The organism is Amaricoccus sp. (assembly GCF_047602525.1).
GTDB lineage: Bacteria > Pseudomonadota > Alphaproteobacteria > Rhodobacterales > Rhodobacteraceae > Amaricoccus.
Map to the genome: position 1 here is coordinate 3,781,361 of NZ_JASGHB010000001.1, position 18,065 is coordinate 3,799,425.

Sequence of the window (18,065 nt, forward strand, 5' to 3'; positions counted from 1 at the left end):
GGCGCTGATGGACTGGGCGCGGCTCGATCTCGCCGCCATCGAGGCGGCGCTCGACGCCCAGCGGGAGGCCAAGCTTCGCGGCGGCCTCGATCCCGCGCCCGCGACGGCGGCCGACGTGAGCCGCCGGGTGCTCGAAGGCTATCGCTACGTCGACGGGCTGCTGGCGGATCGCATCGAGCTCTTCGCCTACGGCGGTAGCGCGCGCATCCTCGAGCTGAACCTCCGCGTCCTCTGCGGCGTCACCCCCGAGCGCCGGGTGGCCTACGCCGACCACATCGAGGCGACGCGCGCCTGGTTCTATGACCGCCCCGGCCAGGGGGTGGACGCGCTCAACGACTGGGTGAAGCGCCACCGCACCGCCACGCCCCGCGCCTTCGCCGCCGGGCTCATCGTCCAGGTCGTCGCCGCGCCGCAGCTCTTCATCGAGGGCAACCGCCGCAGCTCTACGCTGCTCGCGAGCTACGTCCTCGCCCGCTCCGGCCTGCCGCCGCTCGTCGTCGCCCCCGACCGCATCCGCGACTATCGCGACGCCATGGAGGGGATCGGCGCCATCGAGCACACCGGGAGCCTGCGCAGCCGCATGGCCCTCATGTCCGCCATCGGCCGCACCCAGGGACTGATCGACAGTATGTCCGACCCCTGCTTCCTCGCCGCGCCCGCGCTGGCACGGTGAGCCAGGCCCGGCGTTCTCAGCGGGACTTCGCCCCCGCAACCTCCGCTCCGGTAGCGGGCGCCACGCTCACCTGCATCCCGAGCCCCCGCATGACGCCCATCAGGGTGCTGAGCTTCGGATCCCCCGTCTCGCTGAGCGAGCGATAGAGCGCCTCCCGCGCGATCCCGGCATCCCGGGCGATCGCGGTCATCCCGCGGGCGCGGGCCACCGTTCCGATGGCCTTTGCCACGTAGCCCGGATCGCCGGTCTCGAGCGCCGCGGAGATGAACTCCGCCTGCGCCTCCGGGGTATCGAGGTATTCCGCCGCATCGAAGGTGCGGAGCCTTTTCATAAGCCGTACTCCTTCGCGATCTTCTTCGCCCGCCTGATGTCCCGCTTCTGGCTGCTCTTGTCGCCGCCGCAGAGCAGAACGACCAGCACCCGGCCGTGCTCCTTCAGATAGACCCGGTATCCGGGGCCGTAGTCGATCTTCAGCTCGGACACCCCTTCGCCAACCGGCTCGACACGACCGAGGTTTCCCTCGCGCGCCCGGTCGAGCCGGACCGCGATGCGCGCCCTCGCCCTGTCGTCCCTGAGGCTCCGCAGCCACTCGGAGAACTCTTCGGTCTCCATGAGGGTGCGGAGGATCATGTAACCTGCATATCACACTCCAGGTCACAGGGCAAGGAGCCGTAACCCGCAGGTTACACCCGTCCCCGCATCCCGCCCCTTGATCCCGCCCGCAACGGCACGATACGGGAACCCCGACAGGGGGCACACCATGGACCACTTCACCTACCGCGACGGCATCCTCCACGCCGAGGACGTGCCCCTGCCCGCGATCGCCGAGGCGGTCGGCACGCCGGCCTACGTCTATTCCACCGCCACTCTCACCCGGCACTTCCGCGTCTTCGAGGACGCCCTCGCCGGCCTCGACCACCTGATCTGCTATTCGGTGAAGGCGAACTCCAACCTCGCCGTCCTCCGCCTCCTCGGCTCGCTCGGCGCCGGCATGGACGTGGTGAGCGGCGGCGAGTACCGCCGCGCCCGCGCCGCCGGCATTCCGGGCGAGCGCATCGTCTTCTCCGGCGTCGGCAAGACGCGAGATGAGATGGCCCTCGCCCTCCGGGACGGCATCCGCCAGTTCAACGTCGAGTCTGAACCCGAGCTTCTCGCCCTGTCCGAGACCGCCAGCGCCCTCGGCCTGACCGCCCCGATCGCGCTCCGCGTCAACCCCGACGTGGACGCAAGGACCCACGTCAAGATCGCCACCGGCAAGTCCGAGAACAAGTTCGGCATCCCGCTCGCCCGCGCCCGCGCCGTCTATGCCGAGGCCGCGGCGCTGCCCGGCATCGCCGTCGTCGGCGTCGATGTCCACATCGGCAGCCAGCTGACCGACCTCGCGCCGTTCGAAGCCGCCTTCACCCGCGTCGCCGATCTGGTGCGCGACCTGCGCGCCGACGGCCACGCCATCGCCCGCGTCGACCTCGGCGGCGGCCTCGGCATCCCCTACCGCCGCGCCAACGAGGCGCCGCCCCTGCCGTTCGACTATGGCGAGGTGATCCGCCGCACGGTCGGCCCGCTCGGCTGCGAGATCGAGATCGAGCCCGGCCGCCTCATTGCCGGCAATGCCGGCCTCCTGCTCACCCGCGTCATCTGGCTGAAGCACGGCGAGGGCCGCGACTTCCTGATCGTCGATGCCGCGATGAACGACCTCGTGCGCCCGGCGATGTACGACGCGTGGCACGATATCGTCCCCGTCGCCGAGCCGGCTCCCGGCGCCGAGATGCCGCTCGTCGACGTCGTCGGCCCGGTCTGCGAGACCGGCGACACCTTCGCCCGCGGCCGGCCGCTGCCGCCGCTCGGGGAGGGGGATCTCGTCGCATTCCGCTCGGCCGGCGCCTACGGCGCGGTGATGGCGTCGGAATACAACTCCCGGCCGCTGGTGCCCGAGGTGCTGGTCAACGGCGATCACTTCGACGTGGTGCGGGCGCGTCCGAGCTTTGACGAAATGCTGAAGCGCGATAGCATCCCGTCGTGGATCCCCGAGATCCCGTAAGGGAGACGGCGTGCCAGCAGAAAGCCCAGGCGGATGAGCGCGAAGCGGCCAGCGGATCGGGGTGGTGACGCCCTGGCGCGGGTGGTGCTGCGCAGCCGCCTCGCCATGGGGCTCGAATCGCTCGCCCGCGCGTTCTGGCCGTTCCTCTCCGCCGCCGGCCTCGCCTGGGCCGCGTTCGCCTTCGGCCTCGCCGAAATCCTCACCCGCCCGCAGGTCGCCGCCGTCGCGAGCGTCGTCGCCCTGCTGCTGCTCGCGCTCCTCGGCCTCGGCGCCCGTCGGTTCCGCTGGCCGACCGCCGATGCGGCGCGGGAACGCCTCGACGCCACGCTGCCCGGCCGGCCGCTCGCCAGCCTGCGCGACGTGCCCGCCCTCGGTGCCGGCGATCCGGGCGCGCAATCGGTCTGGGCCGCGCACATCGCCCGGATGCGCCGCGCCGCGGCCCGGGCCCGCCCGCTCGTCCCCGACCTGCGCCTCGCCCGCTTCGACCCGTGGGCGATCCGCCTCGGCGCGCTGGTCGCGGTCGTGGCGGCGCTCGCCTTCGCACCCGACCGCCGCGTCGAGTCGGTGGTCGCGGCGCTCGGCAACGTGGGCGGCCCCGCCGCCGCCACCGGCCCGAGCTTCGAGGGCTGGGCCGAGCCGCCCGCCTACACCGGCCGACCGACGCTCTACCTGTCGGAGGTGGCGGGCACGGCGCCCGTCTCCGTGCCGCAGGGCACGCGCGTCACCGTCCGCGCCTATGGCGACAGCCGCAGCTTCGCGCTGACCGAAGACGTCTCTGCCGCACCGGCCACGCTGGCAGAGGCCGCGCCGGGCATCCAGTCGGCGGAATTCGAGGTGACGAAAAGCGGCAGCGTCAGCCTCGACGACAGTCGCCACGCCCTCGGCGCCTGGTCCTTCGCGATGGAGCCCGACGTTGCCCCCACCATCGCGCTCACGGGCGGCGGGCTCGAGCGGGGGCCGAACGGCGAGACCAGCCTCGCCTACACCGCCCGCGACGACCACGGCATCACCGCGGCCCGCGCCGAGATCGCCCTCGACCTCTCCCGCGTGACCCGCACCTTCGGCCTCGCGGTCGACCCCGAGGCCCGGCCGCCCCTCGTCGCCGACCTGCCGCTGCCGATGACCGGCGGCAGCGCCGACCTGAGCGAGACGCTGGTCGAGGACTTTTCCAAGAGCCCGTTCGCCGGCCTGCCCGTGACCGTGCGCTTGACCGCCGAGGACGCCATCGGCCAGACCGGGCAGAGCCCGGCGGTTGCGACCGTCCTGCCCATGCGCTCGTTCTACGATCCGCTGGCGATGGCGCTGATCGAGCAGCGCCGCGATCTGCTCTGGTCGGCAGCCAACGCGCCGCGGGTGGCGCAGGTTCTCCGCGCGGTGACGTGGCAGCCCGACGACGTGTTCGAAAGCCCGCGCACCTACCTCGTCGTCCGCACCGCGATCCGCCGGCTCGCGGCCGCCGATGCCGCGGGCAGCGTGCCGCAGGTGCGCGACGAAGTGGCCGAGGCGCTGTGGAAGGCCGCCGTCGAGATCGAGGACGGCCGCCTCGGTGACGCGAAGGACCGCCTCGCCAAGGCCAGGCAGCGGCTGGAACAGGCACTGGAGAACGGCGCCGACGACCAGGAGGTCGCCCGCCTGATGGACGAGCTGCGCCAGGCGACCCGCGACTACATGCAGCAGATGGCCCGCGACGCAATCCAGCGCGGCGACCAGCAGCAGGCGCAGATCCCGCCGGGCCAGACCATGACCCAAGACCAGATCCAGCAGCTGATGGACCGAATTCAGGAGCTGTCCGAGCAGGGCAAGAAGGCCGAGGCGCAGCAGTTGCTCGACATGCTGCAGCAGATGCTCGAGAACATGCAGATGCAGATGGGGCAGGGCGAAGGGCAGCCCGGCCAGCAGGGGCAGGGCCAGCAGTCCATGCAGGGCCTGTCCGATGCGCTCCGCGAGCAGCAGGGCCTCGCCGACGACAGCTTCCAGCAGCTGCAGCGCCAGTTCAACCAGGGCAGCCCCGGCCAGCAGGGCCAGCCGGGCGGGGGAGAGCAGGGCCGGGGCGAGCAGGGGCAGGAGCGCCCGGGGCAGGGCGGCGCCGACTCGCGCAGCCTCGCCGAACGGCAGGAAGCCCTGCGCGGCCTGATGGAGCAGTTGAAGCGCGATCTGCCCGGCGGCAGCAGCGACGCCACCCGGCAGGCGCTCGAGAATGCCGAGCGCAGCATGGGCGAGGCGCGCGACGGCCTCGAGAAGGGCGACGTGCCCGGGGCCCTCGACAAGCAGTCCGATGCCATCGACAGCCTGCACGAGGGCATCCGGCAGATGGGCGACGACATGCGCCGTGCCGGCCGCGACCAGGCACCGGGCGAAGGCGAGCAGGGGCAGGCGGCGGGAGAGTCGACCGCCGAGGGTGGCCGCGACCCGCTCGGCCGTCCGGTCGGCTCGCGCGGCGGCATCGGCACCGGCCAGAACATGCTGCCCGAAGCCGACAGCATCGGCCGCGCCCGCCAGCTCCTCGACGAGATCCGCCGCCGCTCCGGCGACATGCAGCGCCCCGAGATCGAGCTCGACTATCTGCGCCGGCTCCTCGACATGTTCTGAGCCGGCCTCCGCTCCCCGCCGACCATGGGGTCGGCAGGCGCTTTGCATCCACCGATCGCGGCCCGTCAGGGGGCAAGACGGCGGGATGGAAGATTGTCGAAGATGAATCCCTTCTAAATCATCTGGATACCAACTATCTCACCCGTGAAATCCCGTGATTGCACACGGGTTGCAATCCGCCCCCCGCCGCTCAATATACGGCCCGAACCGACGGAGCGGACATGCAGACCTATCTCGACTTTGAAAAGGGCCTCGCCGAAATCGAGGGCAAGGCCGAGGATCTGCGGACGCTGGCCCGCAGGAACGCCGAGATGAACGTCACGGACGAGGCCGCCGCCCTCGACCGCAAGGCCGACAGCCTGCTCGACGACCTCTATCGCAACCTCGATCCGTGGCGGAAGACGCTGGTCGCCCGCCACCCGGACCGGCCGCACTGCAAGGACTACATCGAGGCGCTGTTTACCGAGTGGACGCCGCTGGCCGGCGACCGCAACTTCGCCGACGATCACGCCATCATGGGCGGCCTCGCCCGGCTCGACGGCCGGTCGGTCGTGGTGATCGGCCACGAGAAGGGCAACGACACCCGCTCGCGCATCGCCCGCAACTTCGGCATGGCAAGGCCGGAGGGCTATCGCAAGGCGATCCGCCTGATGGACCTCGCCGACCGCTTCGGCCTGCCCGTCGTCACCCTCGTCGACACGCCCGGCGCCTACCCCGGCAAGGGCGCGGAAGAGCGCGGCCAGGCCGAGGCCATCGCGCGGTGCACCGAGAAGTGCCTGCAGATCGGCGTGCCGCTGGTGTCGGTCATCATCGGTGAGGGCGGCTCCGGCGGCGCCGTCGCCTTCGCCACCGCCGACCGCATCGCCATGCTGGAGCACTCGATCTATTCGGTGATCTCGCCCGAGGGCTGCGCCTCGATCCTGTGGAAGGACGCGGAGAAGATGCGCGAGGCCGCCGAGGCCCTGCGCCTGACCGCGCAGGATCTGCTGAACCTCGGCATCATCGACCGGGTGATCCCCGAGCCCCGCGGCGGCGCGCAACGCGACAAGGCCGAGGCCATCGCCCGCGTCGGCACCGCGATCGGCGAGATCCTCGCCGAACTCGACGGCGTGAAGCGCGGCGAGCTGCGCAAGGCGCGCCGCAAGAAGTTCCTCGACATGGGCCAGAAGTCTCTCGTCGCCTGATGGCGGCAGCGCTGGTGCCCGAATTCGCCGTTCGGGACTGGGAAACCTCGCTCCGCTTCTACCGCGACACGCTGGGCTTCGAGGTGCGCTATCTGCGCCGGGACGAGGGCTTTGCCTATCTCGCGCTCGGGGCGGCCGAGCTCATGCTCGACCAGATCGGACTCGGCCGCGCGTTCGATCCGCTTGCCCGAGCTGATCGCCTCGGTTGCGGCGTCAACGTGCAGATCCGGGTTCCGGCCATCCACCCCCTCATGTCCGCGCTCGCCCGCGACGGGCACCCGCTGCACCTCGCGCCCGAGGAGCGATGGTATCGCCGGGAGCACCACGGGAGCGACCCTGACGAAGTCGGTCATCGCCAGTTCGTCGTCGCGGACCCGGATGGCTATCTTCTGAGATTTTACGAGGATCTCGGCCGCCGCTCGCTGTAGTCCGCAGCAACCCGCTCCGGCCGCGGACCCGGCTCGAACCCCGCCTCGCGCATCAGCTCGTCCGAGGCATCTTCGACCGCATTCTCCATCCGCGCCATGAACTCCGGGATCGCGAGCCCCGGCTCGATCGGCGGCAGGAAGGCCACCACGGCGAGCCCCGGCCGCTTGGTGAGCGTGCGACGGCCCCAGAACAGGCCCGCATTGGTGGCGGCGGGGATGCAGACGCCGCCCAGCCGGTCGTAGAGCACGCCCGCTCCCACCTTGAACGGGAGCCGCGCGTCCGGCGCCACCCGCGTCCCTTGCGGATAGATGACGAGCTGCCGAGGCTCCGCCTCGCCTTGCGTCGCCCGGCCGGCATGCGCGACCATCTGCGTCATCGCCTGCCCCTTGCGGCCCCGCGCGACCGGGGTGGAGCCGATGCGGAGCGCGTAGAGGCCGATGAACGGCGTCCACTTCAGCTCCTTCTTCATCACGAACTTCGCCCGCGGCGCCGCCTCGAAGATCATCAGGATGTCGAGGAACGACTGGTGCTTCGCCGCGACCAGCACCTCGCCCGACGGCACCTCGCCGCGGATCTCGACGCGGATCCCGACGATCCAGCGGGCGAGGAAGAAAACCACCCGGGCATAGCTGCGGCAGACCGCATAGGCGCCGTCGACCGACCAGATCGCGAGCGGCGCGCCGAGGATGCCCATCACCGCCATGACGAGATAGATCAGCACCTCGAACACCAGCGAGCGGATCAGCAGCATCGCCGTCAGCTCCAGCGCCGCAGGCTGGCCCGCGTCGCCCGCCGGGTCGCGATCCAGGCGACGGCGGCGGCGGCCAGCGGCACCAGCACCGGCGCGGCCCAGCCCCAGCCCGTGAGGCCGATGCCGACGAGGAAGAACCCCTGCTCGCTCGCCTGCGGCAGGAAGGCGAGCAGCAGCACCCCGGCCGCGGTTCCGAGCACGGCGCCCCCCGCGGCGCCGAGCGTGAAGCGCCGGGTGAAGGCCCGCACGATGAAGTCGTCGCGGGCGCCGACCAGCCGGAGGGTCTGGATCGCGCCGCCATTCGCCGCGGTCGCCGCCGTCGCCGCCAGCCCGAGCACCACGGCGAGCGCCAGCGCCATCAGCCCGAGACAGGCGAACGCGAACACCCTGAGCCGCTTTGCCGTCACCACCAGCGGCTGCCGCCAAGCGGCGTGGTCGTCGTAGACCGCGCCCGGGGCCTCTGCCTGCAGCCGCAGGCGCAGGCTCGCGAGGTTCAGCACGTCGCGGTCGGTCTGCACCTCGATCAAGAGCGGCAGCGGCAGGCTCTCAACCGGGATGTCCGGCCCCAGCCACGGCTCGAGCAGCTTTTCCTGTTCCGCCAGCTCGACCATCCGCACCGACTGGATGCCGGGCGTCGTGCGCAGCACGTTGAGCGCCGCCCGCGCCTGCTCCTCGATGCCGTCGTCTCCCGCGAGGATCTGCAGCGTCGCGGTGTCGGCGATCTCGCTCTCCCACGCGTGCGCCAGCCGGCCGGCGGCGAGCGCCAGTGCCAGCGCCAGCACCGCGAGAAACGCCATGACGCCCGCGAGGAAGCCGACCGACAGCCCGGCGTGCAGCCCGCGCGGCACCACCCGGTCGGCGCCGTCCGCGTCCGCGAGCCAGCCGTGGAGGGCGCCGAGGCGCGACCCGCTCACAGCTCGGCCCCCGCCGGCTGCAACGCGCCATCCGCGAGGCGCAGCACGCGCGCGGCCACCCGGCCCTTGGCGGCACGGATCAGGTTGAGGTCGTGGGTGGCGATCACCACGGTCTTGCCCATCCGGTTCAGCTCCACGAGGAGCGCCAGAAGGCGCTGCGCCATCTCCCAGTCGACGTTGCCGGTGGGCTCGTCGGCGACGATGACGTCGGGGCTGAGGATCACCGCCCGGGCCAGCGCCGCCCGCTGCCGTTCGCCGCCCGACAGCTCCGGCGGCCGGGCATCGACCCGCGCGCCCAGATCCACCCATTCGAGCAGCGCCTCGATGTCGCCCGCCCGGTCGGCTGCGGCAATGCCGCTCACCCGGAGCGGCAGGGCGATGTTCTCGAAGACGGACAGGTGGTCGAGGAACTGGCAGTCCTGATGGACGACGCCCACGGCCCGGCGCAGCGCGGCGATGCCGTTCCGGTCCGATGGCGCGATCTTCGCGCCGAAGAAGCGCACCTCGCCCTCGGACGGCACGAGATCCATGTAGCAGAGGCGGAGCAAGGTGGTCTTGCCGGCTCCGGACGGTCCGGTCAGAAAGTGGAACGACCCCGGGGCGAGCGTGAGCGACACGTTTCGCAACACCGAGGTTCCGCCATAGCTGAACCCCGCCTCATCGAATTCGATCACGAAAAGGCTCTCTCCGTCGCTGCGCCGGCATTTATACCGCCGCAGCCGCGCGGCGCAACGGCCCCGGCGCCGGACGACTGTGTGCGTTCGGGGGCGGAAGGCCGGGTTGCACGGAAGATCCCGGGGGACGTTGATAAATGTGTCGGTCCCATCCCGTGTGCGTCGCCGGGCAAACCCCGGCTGAGGCGGACGTCGCGACCCGTTCCGGCCGGAGGTGCCTGCCGCGATCTTTCCGCCCTGGTTACGAAAAGTTCACCGGCAGGGGGGTGAGTGGGACGGCGGCGCGCCGGCAGGCGTTCTGATCCGGGCGCGCCGCTCGATGTTCCCTTGAGGCATCTTCGGAACGTCGCTTCCTGCCCTGCGGATCGCCCGATCCGCAGGGCCTTTTGCTATCCCATCTGGGTCGAGGCGTCCGGCAGCACCCGGGCGCGGTTCTCCACGACGAATCGCGCCAGCGTCGCGGCGGCCGGCACCACGGGGCGGCCGGCGAGATGGACGACGAACCACTGGCGCACGATCGGCAGCCCGGGCGCCCGCGCCACCGCGAGCCGGCCGGTCGCCACCTCGCCAAGAACGGTGTTGCCGGACAGAATCGCCACGCCGAGTCCGGCCATCACCCCCTGCCTGATCGTCTCGTTGGTCCCGAGTTCCACCGAATCGTAGGGCCGCCCCCCCAGACTTTCGTCGAGGAAGCGCTCCGTCAGGATCCGCGTCCCCGAGCCGCGCTCGCGCAGGAGGAAGGTCTCCGCGCCGAGCCGATCTGCCGTCACCGCGCCCTCCAGCAGGCGGTGGCCGGGCGGCACGACCAGCAGGTGCGGGTTCGGCCCGATCGGTTCGCTGACCACATCGGGCGCCACCGGCGGACGGCCCATCACCGCCAGATCCGTCTCGCCGGACATCAGCGCGGCGATGGTCTCTTCGCGGTTGCCCACACGCAGCGCGATCGACACCGACGGCACCCGCGCGATCCTCGACATCGTGCCGGAGTCGCTGCACGCCCGCGTGCCGCTGGTGTTCGGCTCGGCCGACCTGGTGCAGCGCGTCGCCACCTATCACGCCGCACCGCCGCGCGAGCGCTCGCCGCTCTTCGGCGAGCGAGGACTCTTCGACGCGCGCAGCGCCTCCTGAGGATTGGCCAAACCACGAGCCGAAAGCATCCCATCGTCTCGGTGACGGGCTCGTCCGGTGCTGGCACCACGACGGTCAAGCACACGTTCGACCAGATCTTCCGCCGCGAGGGCATCTCCCACCCCGCGTGGGGTGGCACGCCGCCCGCGCCCCTTCCCGACACGAGGCCCCGATGCCCGAAGACGCCACCCTCGACCCCCGCCCGACCACCGTCGTCCTGCGCATGGCCGACCTGCTCCACCGCCTCGGCTATGTGCGCAAGGGCCATCTCGTCGCCGTCACGCGGGACGATCTGGTGGGCCAGTACATCGGCCATACGGCGCCCAAGACCCGCGACATCCTGAAGAAGGCCATGGGCGGCGTGCTCTTCATCGACGAGGCCTATTACCTCTATCGCCCGGAAAACGAGCGCGACTATGGCCAGGAGGCGATCGAAATCCTGCTGCGGGTCATGGAGAACAACCGCGACGACCTCGTCGTCATCCTCGCCGGCTATACCGACCGGATGGACCGCTTCTTCGAGTCGAACCCCGGCTTTCGCTCCCGCATCGCCCACCATATCGACTTTCCCGACTACAGCTCCGACGAGCTGCTCCGCATCGCCGAGCTGATGCTCGACGAGCAGCACTATGTGCTCACCCCTGATGCGCGCGCGGCGATGGCGGACTATATTGACCTCCGGCGCGACTAGCCGCATTTCGCCAATGCCCGTTCGATCCGGAACGCGCTCGACCGGGCGCGACTCCGGCAGGCGAACCGGCTTTTCGCCACCGCAGGGGGCCCGCTCGACGCGGCCGCCCTCTCGACGATCGACACGCCCGACATCCGGGCAAGCCGCGTGTTCCGCGGCGGCATAGACGGGAGGGCCACATGAGCCTCGACGCCGCAGATTTCGACCGCCGGGTGCTCATCGCGCCCTCGATCCTCTCCGCCGACTTCGCCGAGCTGGGCGCCGAGTGCCGCGCGGTCGAGGACCAGGGCGCCGACTGGGTGCACGTCGACGTCATGGACGGCCACTTCGTGCCGAACCTCACCTTCGGCGCGCCGGTCGCGAAGTGCATCCGGCCGCACATCCGCACGGTGATGGACGTTCACCTGATGATCGCCCCCGTCGACCCGCTGCTGGAAGACTTTGCCAAGGCCGGCGCCGACATCATCACGGCCCACGTCGAGGCCGGCCCCCACATCGACCGCACCCTCCAGTCGATCCGCGCCCTCGGCTGCAAGGCCGGCGTCGCGCTGAACCCCGGCACGCCGCCCGAGGCGATCGAGTACGTCCTCGACCGGCTCGACCTCATTCTGGTCATGTCGGTGAACCCGGGCTTCGGCGGCCAGTCGTTCATCCCGGCCGTGGTGCCGAAGATCGCGACCCTGCGCCGGATGATCGGCGACCGGCCGATCCACATCCAGGTCGACGGCGGCATCACCCCCGAGACCGCGCCGCTCGTCGTCGCCGCCGGCGCCAACAGCCTCGTCGCGGGCTCCGCGGTCTTCCGGGGGGGCAGCGTCGCCGATCCCGCCGCCTACGGCACAAACATCCGCGCGATCCGCGAAGCCGGCGAGGCCGCCCGCGTCCGCGCCTGAGCCGTCAGTTGCCGAACAGGCCCTGCAGGACGTTCTGCACCACGCTGCGCACGGTGTTCTCCACCGCGCTGGCCGCGACCGGCGTCTCCGGGGTCGCCTGCGCCACGCGCTGCTCGGGGATGCGCTCGGGCAGCGGCCGGATCGGCTGGCCGGCTTCGGCGCGGGTCATCGTCTCGTGCCAGATCTCGGCAGGCAGCCCGCCGCCGGTGGTGCCGGAGAGCGGCGTGTTGTCGTCGTAGCCCATCCAGACGCCGGTCACGTAGTCGGCGGTGAAGCCCACGAACCAGGCATCGCGCGCCGCCTGCGTCGTGCCGGTCTTGCCGCCGACCGGCCGGCCGTCCGGCAGCCGCGCCCGGCCGCCGGTGCCGAATTCCACCACCTGCCGCAGCATCCAGACCATCTCGCCCGCCGCCCGCTCGTCGAGCACACGCACCGGCCGCTGCGGCACGGCCTTCATCAGCACGCTGCCGTCCGCCTTGCGCCGCAGCTGCGTCAGGCCGTAGGGCGTCACCTTCTGGCCGTCGTTCAGGAAGCCGGCATAGGCCCCCGTTACCTCGAGCAGCGATGCTTCCGACACGCCGAGCGCCAGCGCCGGCCCGTCGGGCAGCGGCCCGGGGATGCCGAAGTCTTCGGCCATCGCGCGGACCCGCGCCCGCCCGGTCGCCTCCTGCACCCGCACCGTCGCGGTGTTGATCGAGTTCGCCATCGCCTGCGCGAGGTTGATGTCGCCGAGAAAGCTGCGGCTGTAGTTCTGCGGCGACCAGTTGCCGGAGCCGGGAACGTAGATCGTCAGTGGCGCGTCGGAGACGGGATCGTACGGGCTCGCCCCGCTCTGCAGCGCCGCGGCGTAGACGAACGGCTTGAAGAGCGAGCCGATCTGCCGGTTCGCCATGGTCGCCCGGTTGAATTCGCCCTCGCCGGCGCCAAGCTCGCGCCCGCCGACCATCGCGCGCACCGCGCCGTCGGGCGACATGATGACGATCGCCGCCTGGGCGTTGGAGCCGGACTTGAGCTTCTGCGAGAACACCGCCTTCAGGCCGTCCTCGGCCGCGCGTTGCAGGGCCGGGTCGAAGGTGGTGGCGATTTCGATGTCTTCGGTCGTGCGACGGGTGAGGAAGTCCGGTCCCGTCGACATGATCCAGTCGGCGAACGCGCCGCCCGCCTTTGCGGCCGCCGCCGCCGACAGCACGGCCGGATGCGCGCGCGCCTGTTCTGCCTGCGCCGCGGTCAGATAGCCCTGATCCTGCATCAGCCCGATGATCGTGCCCGCCCGACCCTGCGCGAGCTTCAGGTCGTTCGTCGGCGCAAAGCGCGATGGCGCGCGCAGCAGGCCGGCCAGCATCGCCGCCTCTGCCGGGGTCACGTCGGCGGCGGACTTGTCGAAATACCGCTCGGACGCCGCCTCGAACCCGGTCGTGCCGGCGCCGAGATAGGCGCGATTGAGATAGATCGACAGGATCTCGCTCTTCGAGAACTTCCACTCGAGCGCGAGCGCCGCCGGGATCTCCTTGATCTTGCGCTCGAGCGTGCGGGTGTTGTCGAAGAAGATCAGCTTCGCCACCTGCTGGGTGATCGAGGATCCGCCCTGCACCGTGCCGCCGGCGCGGAAGTTGGTCAGCGCCGCGCGCAGGGTGCCGCGCAGGTCGATGCCGAAGTGCCAGTAGAAGCGCCGGTCCTCGGTGGCGATGATCGCATTCAGCAGGTGCGGCGAAACCGTCTCGGCGTTGACGGCGCCGAACTGCTGCCCGCGCCAGGCAAACGTCTGGCCGGCGTCGTCGACCAGCGTCACCGAGCCGGTGTCGCGCGGGTCGAGCAGGTCGTCGAGCGTCGGCAGCTGGCTCGCGTACCACGCGGTGCCCGCGGCGAGCACCGCGGCCACCACGATCGCCAGCCGGACACCGACCCACCACGCCGTGCGCAGGGTGCCGCGCAGCACGCGGGACGCCAACGACGGCCGCCGGGCGGCCTTCTTCCTGCGAGTTTGCGCCATGCCTGGGCTTCTGCTCTTGATCTTGCTTTTGCCCCGGACGCTACCCGGAAAACGTTGTGAAGGCCAGACCGCCGTGGCCGGGTCACGTCAACGGCGCCGGGCTTTCAAATGCGCGCCATTGCTCCAGTGTCATGCGATATCTGCCTGTATTATAGGCACGAGTGCGCCTTTCTCCACTCCCGTATAGGGATTAATGCTTTGTTCGTAATTGTTTGTGGGCTCCAGAAATATCTGGCACGCGTCTTGCTTCGCACCCGTCGGTGCATGCTGCGCCGCAAGGCATAACGCAAGACGAGGACCCCTCATGAAATTGATCATCGCCGTGATCAAGCCGTTCAAGCTCGAGGAGGTCCGCGAGGCTCTGACCGCGCTTGGCGTCCAGGGGCTGATGGTGTCGGAGGTGAAGGGCTACGGGCGGCAGTCCGGCCACACCGAGATCTATCGCGGCGCCGAGTACGTCGTGAACTTCGTTCCGAAGGTGAAGCTCGAGCTCGTGGTGCCCGACTCGGTCGCCGCGCAGGTCGTCGACACCCTCGCGACCACCGCAAAGACCGGCAAGATCGGCGACGGCAAGATCTTCGTCCTCTCCGTCGAGCAGGCTCTCCGGGTCCGCACCGGCGAGACCGGCGACGAGGCGCTTTGAGCGAACCACCCAAGACACACATGCAAGGAATACGTTTCATGAGAATGCTTCCCAAGCTGCCCTGGGTGGCGCTGGCCCTTCTGGCCGCCGGGCCGGTCTTCGCGCAGGATGCGACCACGCCGGCACCGGAGGCCGTCGCCGAGGCGGTCTCGGCAATCAACAGCGGTGACACGGCGTGGATGCTCACCTCGTCGCTGCTCGTGCTCTTCATGACGGTGCCGGGGCTCGCGCTGTTCTACGGCGGCCTCGTGCGGTCCAAGAACATGCTCTCGGTCCTGATGCAGTGTACGATCATCGCCTCGGTGGTGATGGTCCTCTACGTGCTCTACGGCTATTCCGTCAGCTTCGGCGGCGGCACCAGCCCGTTCTGGGGCGGCTTCGGCAAGGTGTTCCTCGCGGGCGTGACGCCGGATTCGGTGTCCGGCACGATCCCGGAGCTGGTGTTCGTGGCGTTCCAGATGACCTTCGCGGCGATCACGCCGGCGCTGATCGTCGGCGCCTTCGCCGAGCGCATGAAGTTCTCCGCGGTCATCCTGTTCTCGATCCTCTGGGTGACGATCGTCTACTTCCCGATCGCCCACATGGCGTGGGACGCGGCCGGGCTCTACTTCAACTGGGGTGCCATGGACTTCGCCGGCGGCACGGTCGTCCACATCAACGCCGGCATCGCGGCGCTGGTCGGCGCGCTCATCATCGGGCCGCGCATCGGCTACAAGAAGGAGATCATGGCGCCGCATTCCATGACGCTCACCATGGTCGGCGCCTCGATCCTCTGGGTCGGCTGGTTCGGCTTCAACGCGGGCTCCGCGCTCTCGGCCGGTGGCGTCGCCTCGCTTGCGATGATGAACACCTTCGTCGCCACTGCGGGCGCGGTGGTCGGGTGGTCGGTGCTCGAAGCGATGCTGCGCGGCAAGGCCTCGATGCTCGGCGCGGCGTCGGGCGCGGTTGCCGGCCTCGTCGCGGTCACGCCGGCTGCGGGCTTCGTCGGCCCGGTCGGTGCGATCGTGCTCGGCCTCATCGCCTCGGCCTGCTGCTACTTCTTCGTGGACGTGGTGAAGGAGCACTTCGGCTATGACGACAGCCTCGACGTGTTCGGCGTGCACGGCGTCGGCGGCATCGTCGGCGCGATCCTGACCGGCGTGTTCGCCTCGTCGTCGCTCGGCGGCGTCGGCTATGCCGAGGGCGTCACCATGGGCATGCAGGTCATCACCCAGGTGAAGGCGGTCTGCGTGACCATCGGCTGGTGTGCGGTCATGTCGTTCATCCTCTACAAGCTGGTGGACATGATCATCGGCCTGCGCGTTGCGCCGGAGATCGAGCGCGAGGGGCTGGATCTGGCGGAGCACGGCGAACGGGCTTACGTGTACTGAGCAGGAGGGCGCCCGCCCGGGCGCCCTGCAGCGGCAGATCGAACGGGTCGGCGCCGCCGGCCCGTTTTTCGTTCGGCCCGTTTCCACGTCTGAAGGACCGCCATGAAGCTCATCATCGCCGTTATCAAGCCGTTCAAGCTCGACGAAGTCCGCGCCGCGCTGACCTCCGTGGGGGTGCGGGGCATGATGGTGAGCGAGGTGCGCGGCTATGGCCGGCAGTCGGGACACACGGAGATCTACCGCGGCGCGGAGTATCAGGTGAACTTCGTGCCGAAGGTGCGGCTGGAGATGGTGGTGCCCGACGATGTGGCGCCGGCGGTGCTGGACGCCTTGGCCTCGACCGCCCGCACCGGCAAGATCGGCGACGGCAAGGTCTTCGTGCTGGATGTCGGCGAGGCGATGCGGATCCGCACCGGGGAAACCGGCGAGGAGGCGCTCTGAGATGGGCCGGGACTATCGCGAGGTCGCGCAGCGGATCGAGGCGGCGGCGGAGGGCGAGACCGACGCGATCGCGCTGATGGCGACGGTTGCCTGCGAACTCTACCACGGGTTCGAGGGCTTCGACTGGGTTGGCTTCTACCGCGTGACCGCGCCGGAGATGCTGAAGATCGGGCCGTACCAGGGCGGGCACGGCTGCCTCGTCATCCCGTTCGCGCGTGGCGTCTGCGGCGCGGCGGCGCGCGAGGCGCGGACCCAGGTGGTGCCGGACGTCGACGCGTTTCCCGGGCACATCGCCTGCGCGAGCAGCACGCGCTCGGAGATCGTCGTTCCGGTGTTCGACGCGGCCGGAGGGCTCATCGCCGTGCTCGACATCGACAGCGATGCGCCCGCCGCCTTCGACGAGGACGACGCGCGGGCGCTGGAATCGCTGATGGCGGCGGTGTTCAGCCGGCCCTGAGCCAGGGCGTCGTCGACGCCTGCCGGGCCTCGTAAGTGTCGATCGCGCCGGCCTTTTCCATGGTGAGGCCGATGTCGTCGAGGCCGTTCAGCAGGCAGTGCTTGCGGAAGGCGTCGACCTCGAAGGGGATCGAGCCGCCGTCGGGGCCGGTGATGATCTGGTTTTCCAGGTCAATGGTGACAACGGCGTTGGCGCCCCGCTCGGCATCGTCCATCAGCATGTCGACCTGCTCCTGCGGCAGGGCGATCGGCAGGATGCCGTTCTTGAAGCAGTTGTTGAAGAAGATGTCGGCAAAGCTCGGCGCGATGACGCAGCGGATGCCGAAGTCGAGCAGCGCCCACGGCGCGTGCTCGCGGCTCGACCCGCAGCCGAAGTTCTCGCCGGAGACGAGGATCTCGGCATTGCGATACGCCGGGCGGTTCAGCACGAAGTCGGGGATCTCGTTGCCGTCGGCGTCATAGCGCATCTCGTCGAACAGGTTCTTGCCGAGGCCCGAGCGCTGGATCGTCTTCAGGAACTGCTTGGGGATGATCATGTCGGTGTCGACATTGATCAGGGGCAGCGGCGCCGCGACTCCGGCGAGCTTAGTGAACTTCTCCATGGCCATCGTCCTCCCGAGCGAGTCGGTCCCCTTAATCACATGGCCGGAGGTGTCGCAAGCAGCGGCAGGTCGCGGCGATCGCAAAGCAGCGATCCGTGAGCGCACGCAATCGAGAGTTGCCGATCGAGCCGGTCGGCGTAACCTTGGGGGGCAGAACTGAACGGTTCGGTTCTGCCGAACTCTCGGCTATACAGGAGACCACTCCATGAGATCGTTTCTGCTTTCTGGCGCAGCGGCCGCGCTCCTCGGCCTGTCGATCACCTCAGTCGCCTTCGCCCAGCAGGCCAGCCGACAGGGCGAGACGCCGTATCCGGCCATCGGTGCGGCCCCCGCATGTACCCAGCTCGAACTCGCGAACGGCATTCACGGCGCGGACTGTGGCAAGATGAGCCTGACCGAGGTCGCGAAGAAGAAGTTCAGCCACGACAACACGTGACGGCCGACACCTTCCGACCCGCGACCCGGCAGGCGCCGCGCGCTTGCCGGGTGCCGAAGCCATCGGTTGGCGACGCGACGACAGCACGGATGGCGGATCAGGCGGCGAGGGCTTTCCCCGCGCGCTCTGCGGTTCGCCAGCGCGCGCCGGCCTGACCGCAAAA

At 70.2% G+C, this 18,065-nt stretch carries 20 protein-coding genes and 2 pseudogenes; 14 read left to right on the top strand and 8 right to left on the bottom strand.

The window, feature by feature from the left end:
- Positions 1–7: 7 nt before the first annotated feature.
- Positions 8–673 (top strand): hypothetical protein, encoded by a 666-nt coding sequence (locus QM699_RS19345; protein ID WP_415012618.1) that lies wholly within the window; start codon positions 8–10, stop codon positions 671–673.
- Between the two features lie 16 nt (positions 674–689).
- On the opposite strand, the gene QM699_RS19350 is transcribed toward QM699_RS19345, so the two are convergent.
- Both QM699_RS19350 and QM699_RS19355 read right to left on the bottom strand, forming a co-directional pair.
- Positions 690–1,004 (bottom strand): addiction module antidote protein, encoded by a 315-nt coding sequence (locus QM699_RS19350; protein WP_415012619.1) that lies wholly within the window; start codon positions 1,002–1,004, stop codon positions 690–692.
- The gene (locus QM699_RS19355) at positions 1,001–1,303 is read right to left on the bottom strand and encodes a type II toxin-antitoxin system RelE/ParE family toxin (RefSeq protein WP_415012620.1); all 303 of its coding nucleotides are present in this window, start codon (positions 1,301–1,303) and stop codon (positions 1,001–1,003) included. Before QM699_RS19355 ends, QM699_RS19350 begins: the two co-directional genes overlap by 4 nt.
- 130 nt (positions 1,304–1,433) lie before the next feature.
- Between QM699_RS19355 and lysA the strand changes: the two genes are divergently transcribed.
- The 4 genes from lysA (at position 1,434) to QM699_RS19375 (ending at position 6,912) form a co-directional block, all read left to right on the top strand.
- Positions 1,434–2,711 (top strand): diaminopimelate decarboxylase, encoded by a 1,278-nt coding sequence (gene lysA, locus QM699_RS19360; RefSeq protein ID WP_415012621.1) that lies wholly within the window; start codon positions 1,434–1,436, stop codon positions 2,709–2,711.
- A 33-nt stretch (positions 2,712–2,744) separates the two neighbouring features.
- Complete coding sequence (locus QM699_RS19365) at positions 2,745–5,300, top strand: TIGR02302 family protein (protein ID WP_415012622.1); 2,556 nt, start codon at positions 2,745–2,747, stop codon at positions 5,298–5,300.
- A 221-nt stretch (positions 5,301–5,521) separates the two neighbouring features.
- Positions 5,522–6,484, top strand: a complete 963-nt coding sequence (locus tag QM699_RS19370; RefSeq protein ID WP_415012623.1) for an acetyl-CoA carboxylase carboxyltransferase subunit alpha — start codon at positions 5,522–5,524, stop codon at positions 6,482–6,484.
- Positions 6,484–6,912, top strand: coding sequence for a bleomycin resistance protein (locus QM699_RS19375; RefSeq protein WP_415012624.1), 429 nt, complete (start codon positions 6,484–6,486; stop codon positions 6,910–6,912). The genes QM699_RS19370 and QM699_RS19375 overlap by 1 nt, the downstream gene beginning before the upstream one ends.
- Here the strand turns inward: QM699_RS19375 and QM699_RS19380 are convergent.
- From QM699_RS19380 to QM699_RS19395, 4 genes are all read right to left on the bottom strand, one after another.
- A complete protein-coding gene (locus QM699_RS19380; protein WP_415012625.1) occupies positions 6,882–7,664 on the bottom strand; it encodes a lysophospholipid acyltransferase family protein in 783 nt (260 codons plus the stop codon). The genes QM699_RS19375 and QM699_RS19380 overlap by 31 nt on opposite strands.
- Positions 7,665–7,669: 5 nt before the next feature.
- A complete protein-coding gene (locus QM699_RS19385) occupies positions 7,670–8,578 on the bottom strand; it encodes a cell division protein FtsX (RefSeq protein WP_415012626.1) in 909 nt (302 codons plus the stop codon).
- Entirely contained in the window at positions 8,575–9,252 is a 678-nt protein-coding gene (locus tag QM699_RS19390; protein ID WP_415012627.1) for a cell division ATP-binding protein FtsE, read from the bottom strand. The genes QM699_RS19385 and QM699_RS19390 overlap by 4 nt, the downstream gene beginning before the upstream one ends.
- Before the next feature lie 389 nt (positions 9,253–9,641).
- Positions 9,642–10,202 (bottom strand): LysR substrate-binding domain-containing protein, encoded by a 561-nt coding sequence (locus QM699_RS19395; RefSeq protein WP_415012628.1) that lies wholly within the window; start codon positions 10,200–10,202, stop codon positions 9,642–9,644.
- On the opposite strand from QM699_RS19395, the gene QM699_RS19400 reads away from it, so the two are divergent.
- The 4 genes and pseudogenes from QM699_RS19400 to rpe all read left to right on the top strand — a co-directional run bounded on the left by QM699_RS19400 (position 10,177) and on the right by rpe (position 11,964).
- Positions 10,177–10,380, top strand: a complete 204-nt coding sequence (locus QM699_RS19400; protein ID WP_415012629.1) for a hypothetical protein — start codon at positions 10,177–10,179, stop codon at positions 10,378–10,380. The genes QM699_RS19395 and QM699_RS19400 overlap by 26 nt on opposite strands.
- Before the next feature lie 2 nt (positions 10,381–10,382).
- Positions 10,383–10,496 (top strand): annotated as a pseudogene (locus tag QM699_RS19405) (hypothetical protein); the annotation flags it as partial.
- An 89-nt stretch (positions 10,497–10,585) separates the two neighbouring features.
- A pseudogene (locus tag QM699_RS19410) lies at positions 10,586–11,254 on the top strand (AAA family ATPase); the annotation flags it as partial.
- Positions 11,251–11,964: a ribulose-phosphate 3-epimerase gene (rpe, locus tag QM699_RS19415; protein WP_415012630.1), complete on the top strand. Its 714-nt coding sequence runs from the start codon at positions 11,251–11,253 to the stop codon at positions 11,962–11,964. The pseudogene QM699_RS19410 and the gene rpe, both read left to right, overlap by 4 nt.
- 4 nt (positions 11,965–11,968) lie before the next feature.
- Here rpe and QM699_RS19420 read toward each other — a convergent pair whose 3' ends face one another.
- Positions 11,969–13,954, bottom strand: coding sequence for a transglycosylase domain-containing protein (locus tag QM699_RS19420; protein WP_415012631.1), 1,986 nt, complete (start codon positions 13,952–13,954; stop codon positions 11,969–11,971).
- Between the two features lie 304 nt (positions 13,955–14,258).
- On the opposite strand from QM699_RS19420, the gene QM699_RS19425 reads away from it, so the two are divergent.
- The 4 genes from QM699_RS19425 (at position 14,259) to QM699_RS19440 (ending at position 16,865) form a co-directional block, all read left to right on the top strand.
- Positions 14,259–14,597, top strand: a complete 339-nt coding sequence (locus QM699_RS19425; RefSeq protein WP_415012632.1) for a P-II family nitrogen regulator — start codon at positions 14,259–14,261, stop codon at positions 14,595–14,597.
- A 38-nt stretch (positions 14,598–14,635) separates the two neighbouring features.
- Positions 14,636–15,967: an ammonium transporter gene (locus QM699_RS19430; RefSeq protein ID WP_415012633.1), complete on the top strand. Its 1,332-nt coding sequence runs from the start codon at positions 14,636–14,638 to the stop codon at positions 15,965–15,967.
- 102 nt (positions 15,968–16,069) lie between these two features.
- Complete coding sequence (locus QM699_RS19435) at positions 16,070–16,408, top strand: P-II family nitrogen regulator (protein WP_415012634.1); 339 nt, start codon at positions 16,070–16,072, stop codon at positions 16,406–16,408.
- 1 nt (position 16,409) lies between these two features.
- Complete coding sequence (locus tag QM699_RS19440) at positions 16,410–16,865, top strand: GAF domain-containing protein (protein WP_415012635.1); 456 nt, start codon at positions 16,410–16,412, stop codon at positions 16,863–16,865.
- On the opposite strand, the gene leuD is transcribed toward QM699_RS19440, so the two are convergent.
- Positions 16,852–17,466, bottom strand: a complete 615-nt coding sequence (gene leuD, locus QM699_RS19445) for a 3-isopropylmalate dehydratase small subunit (protein ID WP_415012636.1) — start codon at positions 17,464–17,466, stop codon at positions 16,852–16,854. The two genes, QM699_RS19440 and leuD, sit on opposite strands and share 14 nt — an antisense overlap.
- 205 nt (positions 17,467–17,671) lie before the next feature.
- Between leuD and QM699_RS19450 the strand changes: the two genes are divergently transcribed.
- Positions 17,672–17,902 (top strand): hypothetical protein, encoded by a 231-nt coding sequence (locus QM699_RS19450; RefSeq protein ID WP_415012637.1) that lies wholly within the window; start codon positions 17,672–17,674, stop codon positions 17,900–17,902.
- Positions 17,903–18,065: the final 163 nt, after the last annotated feature.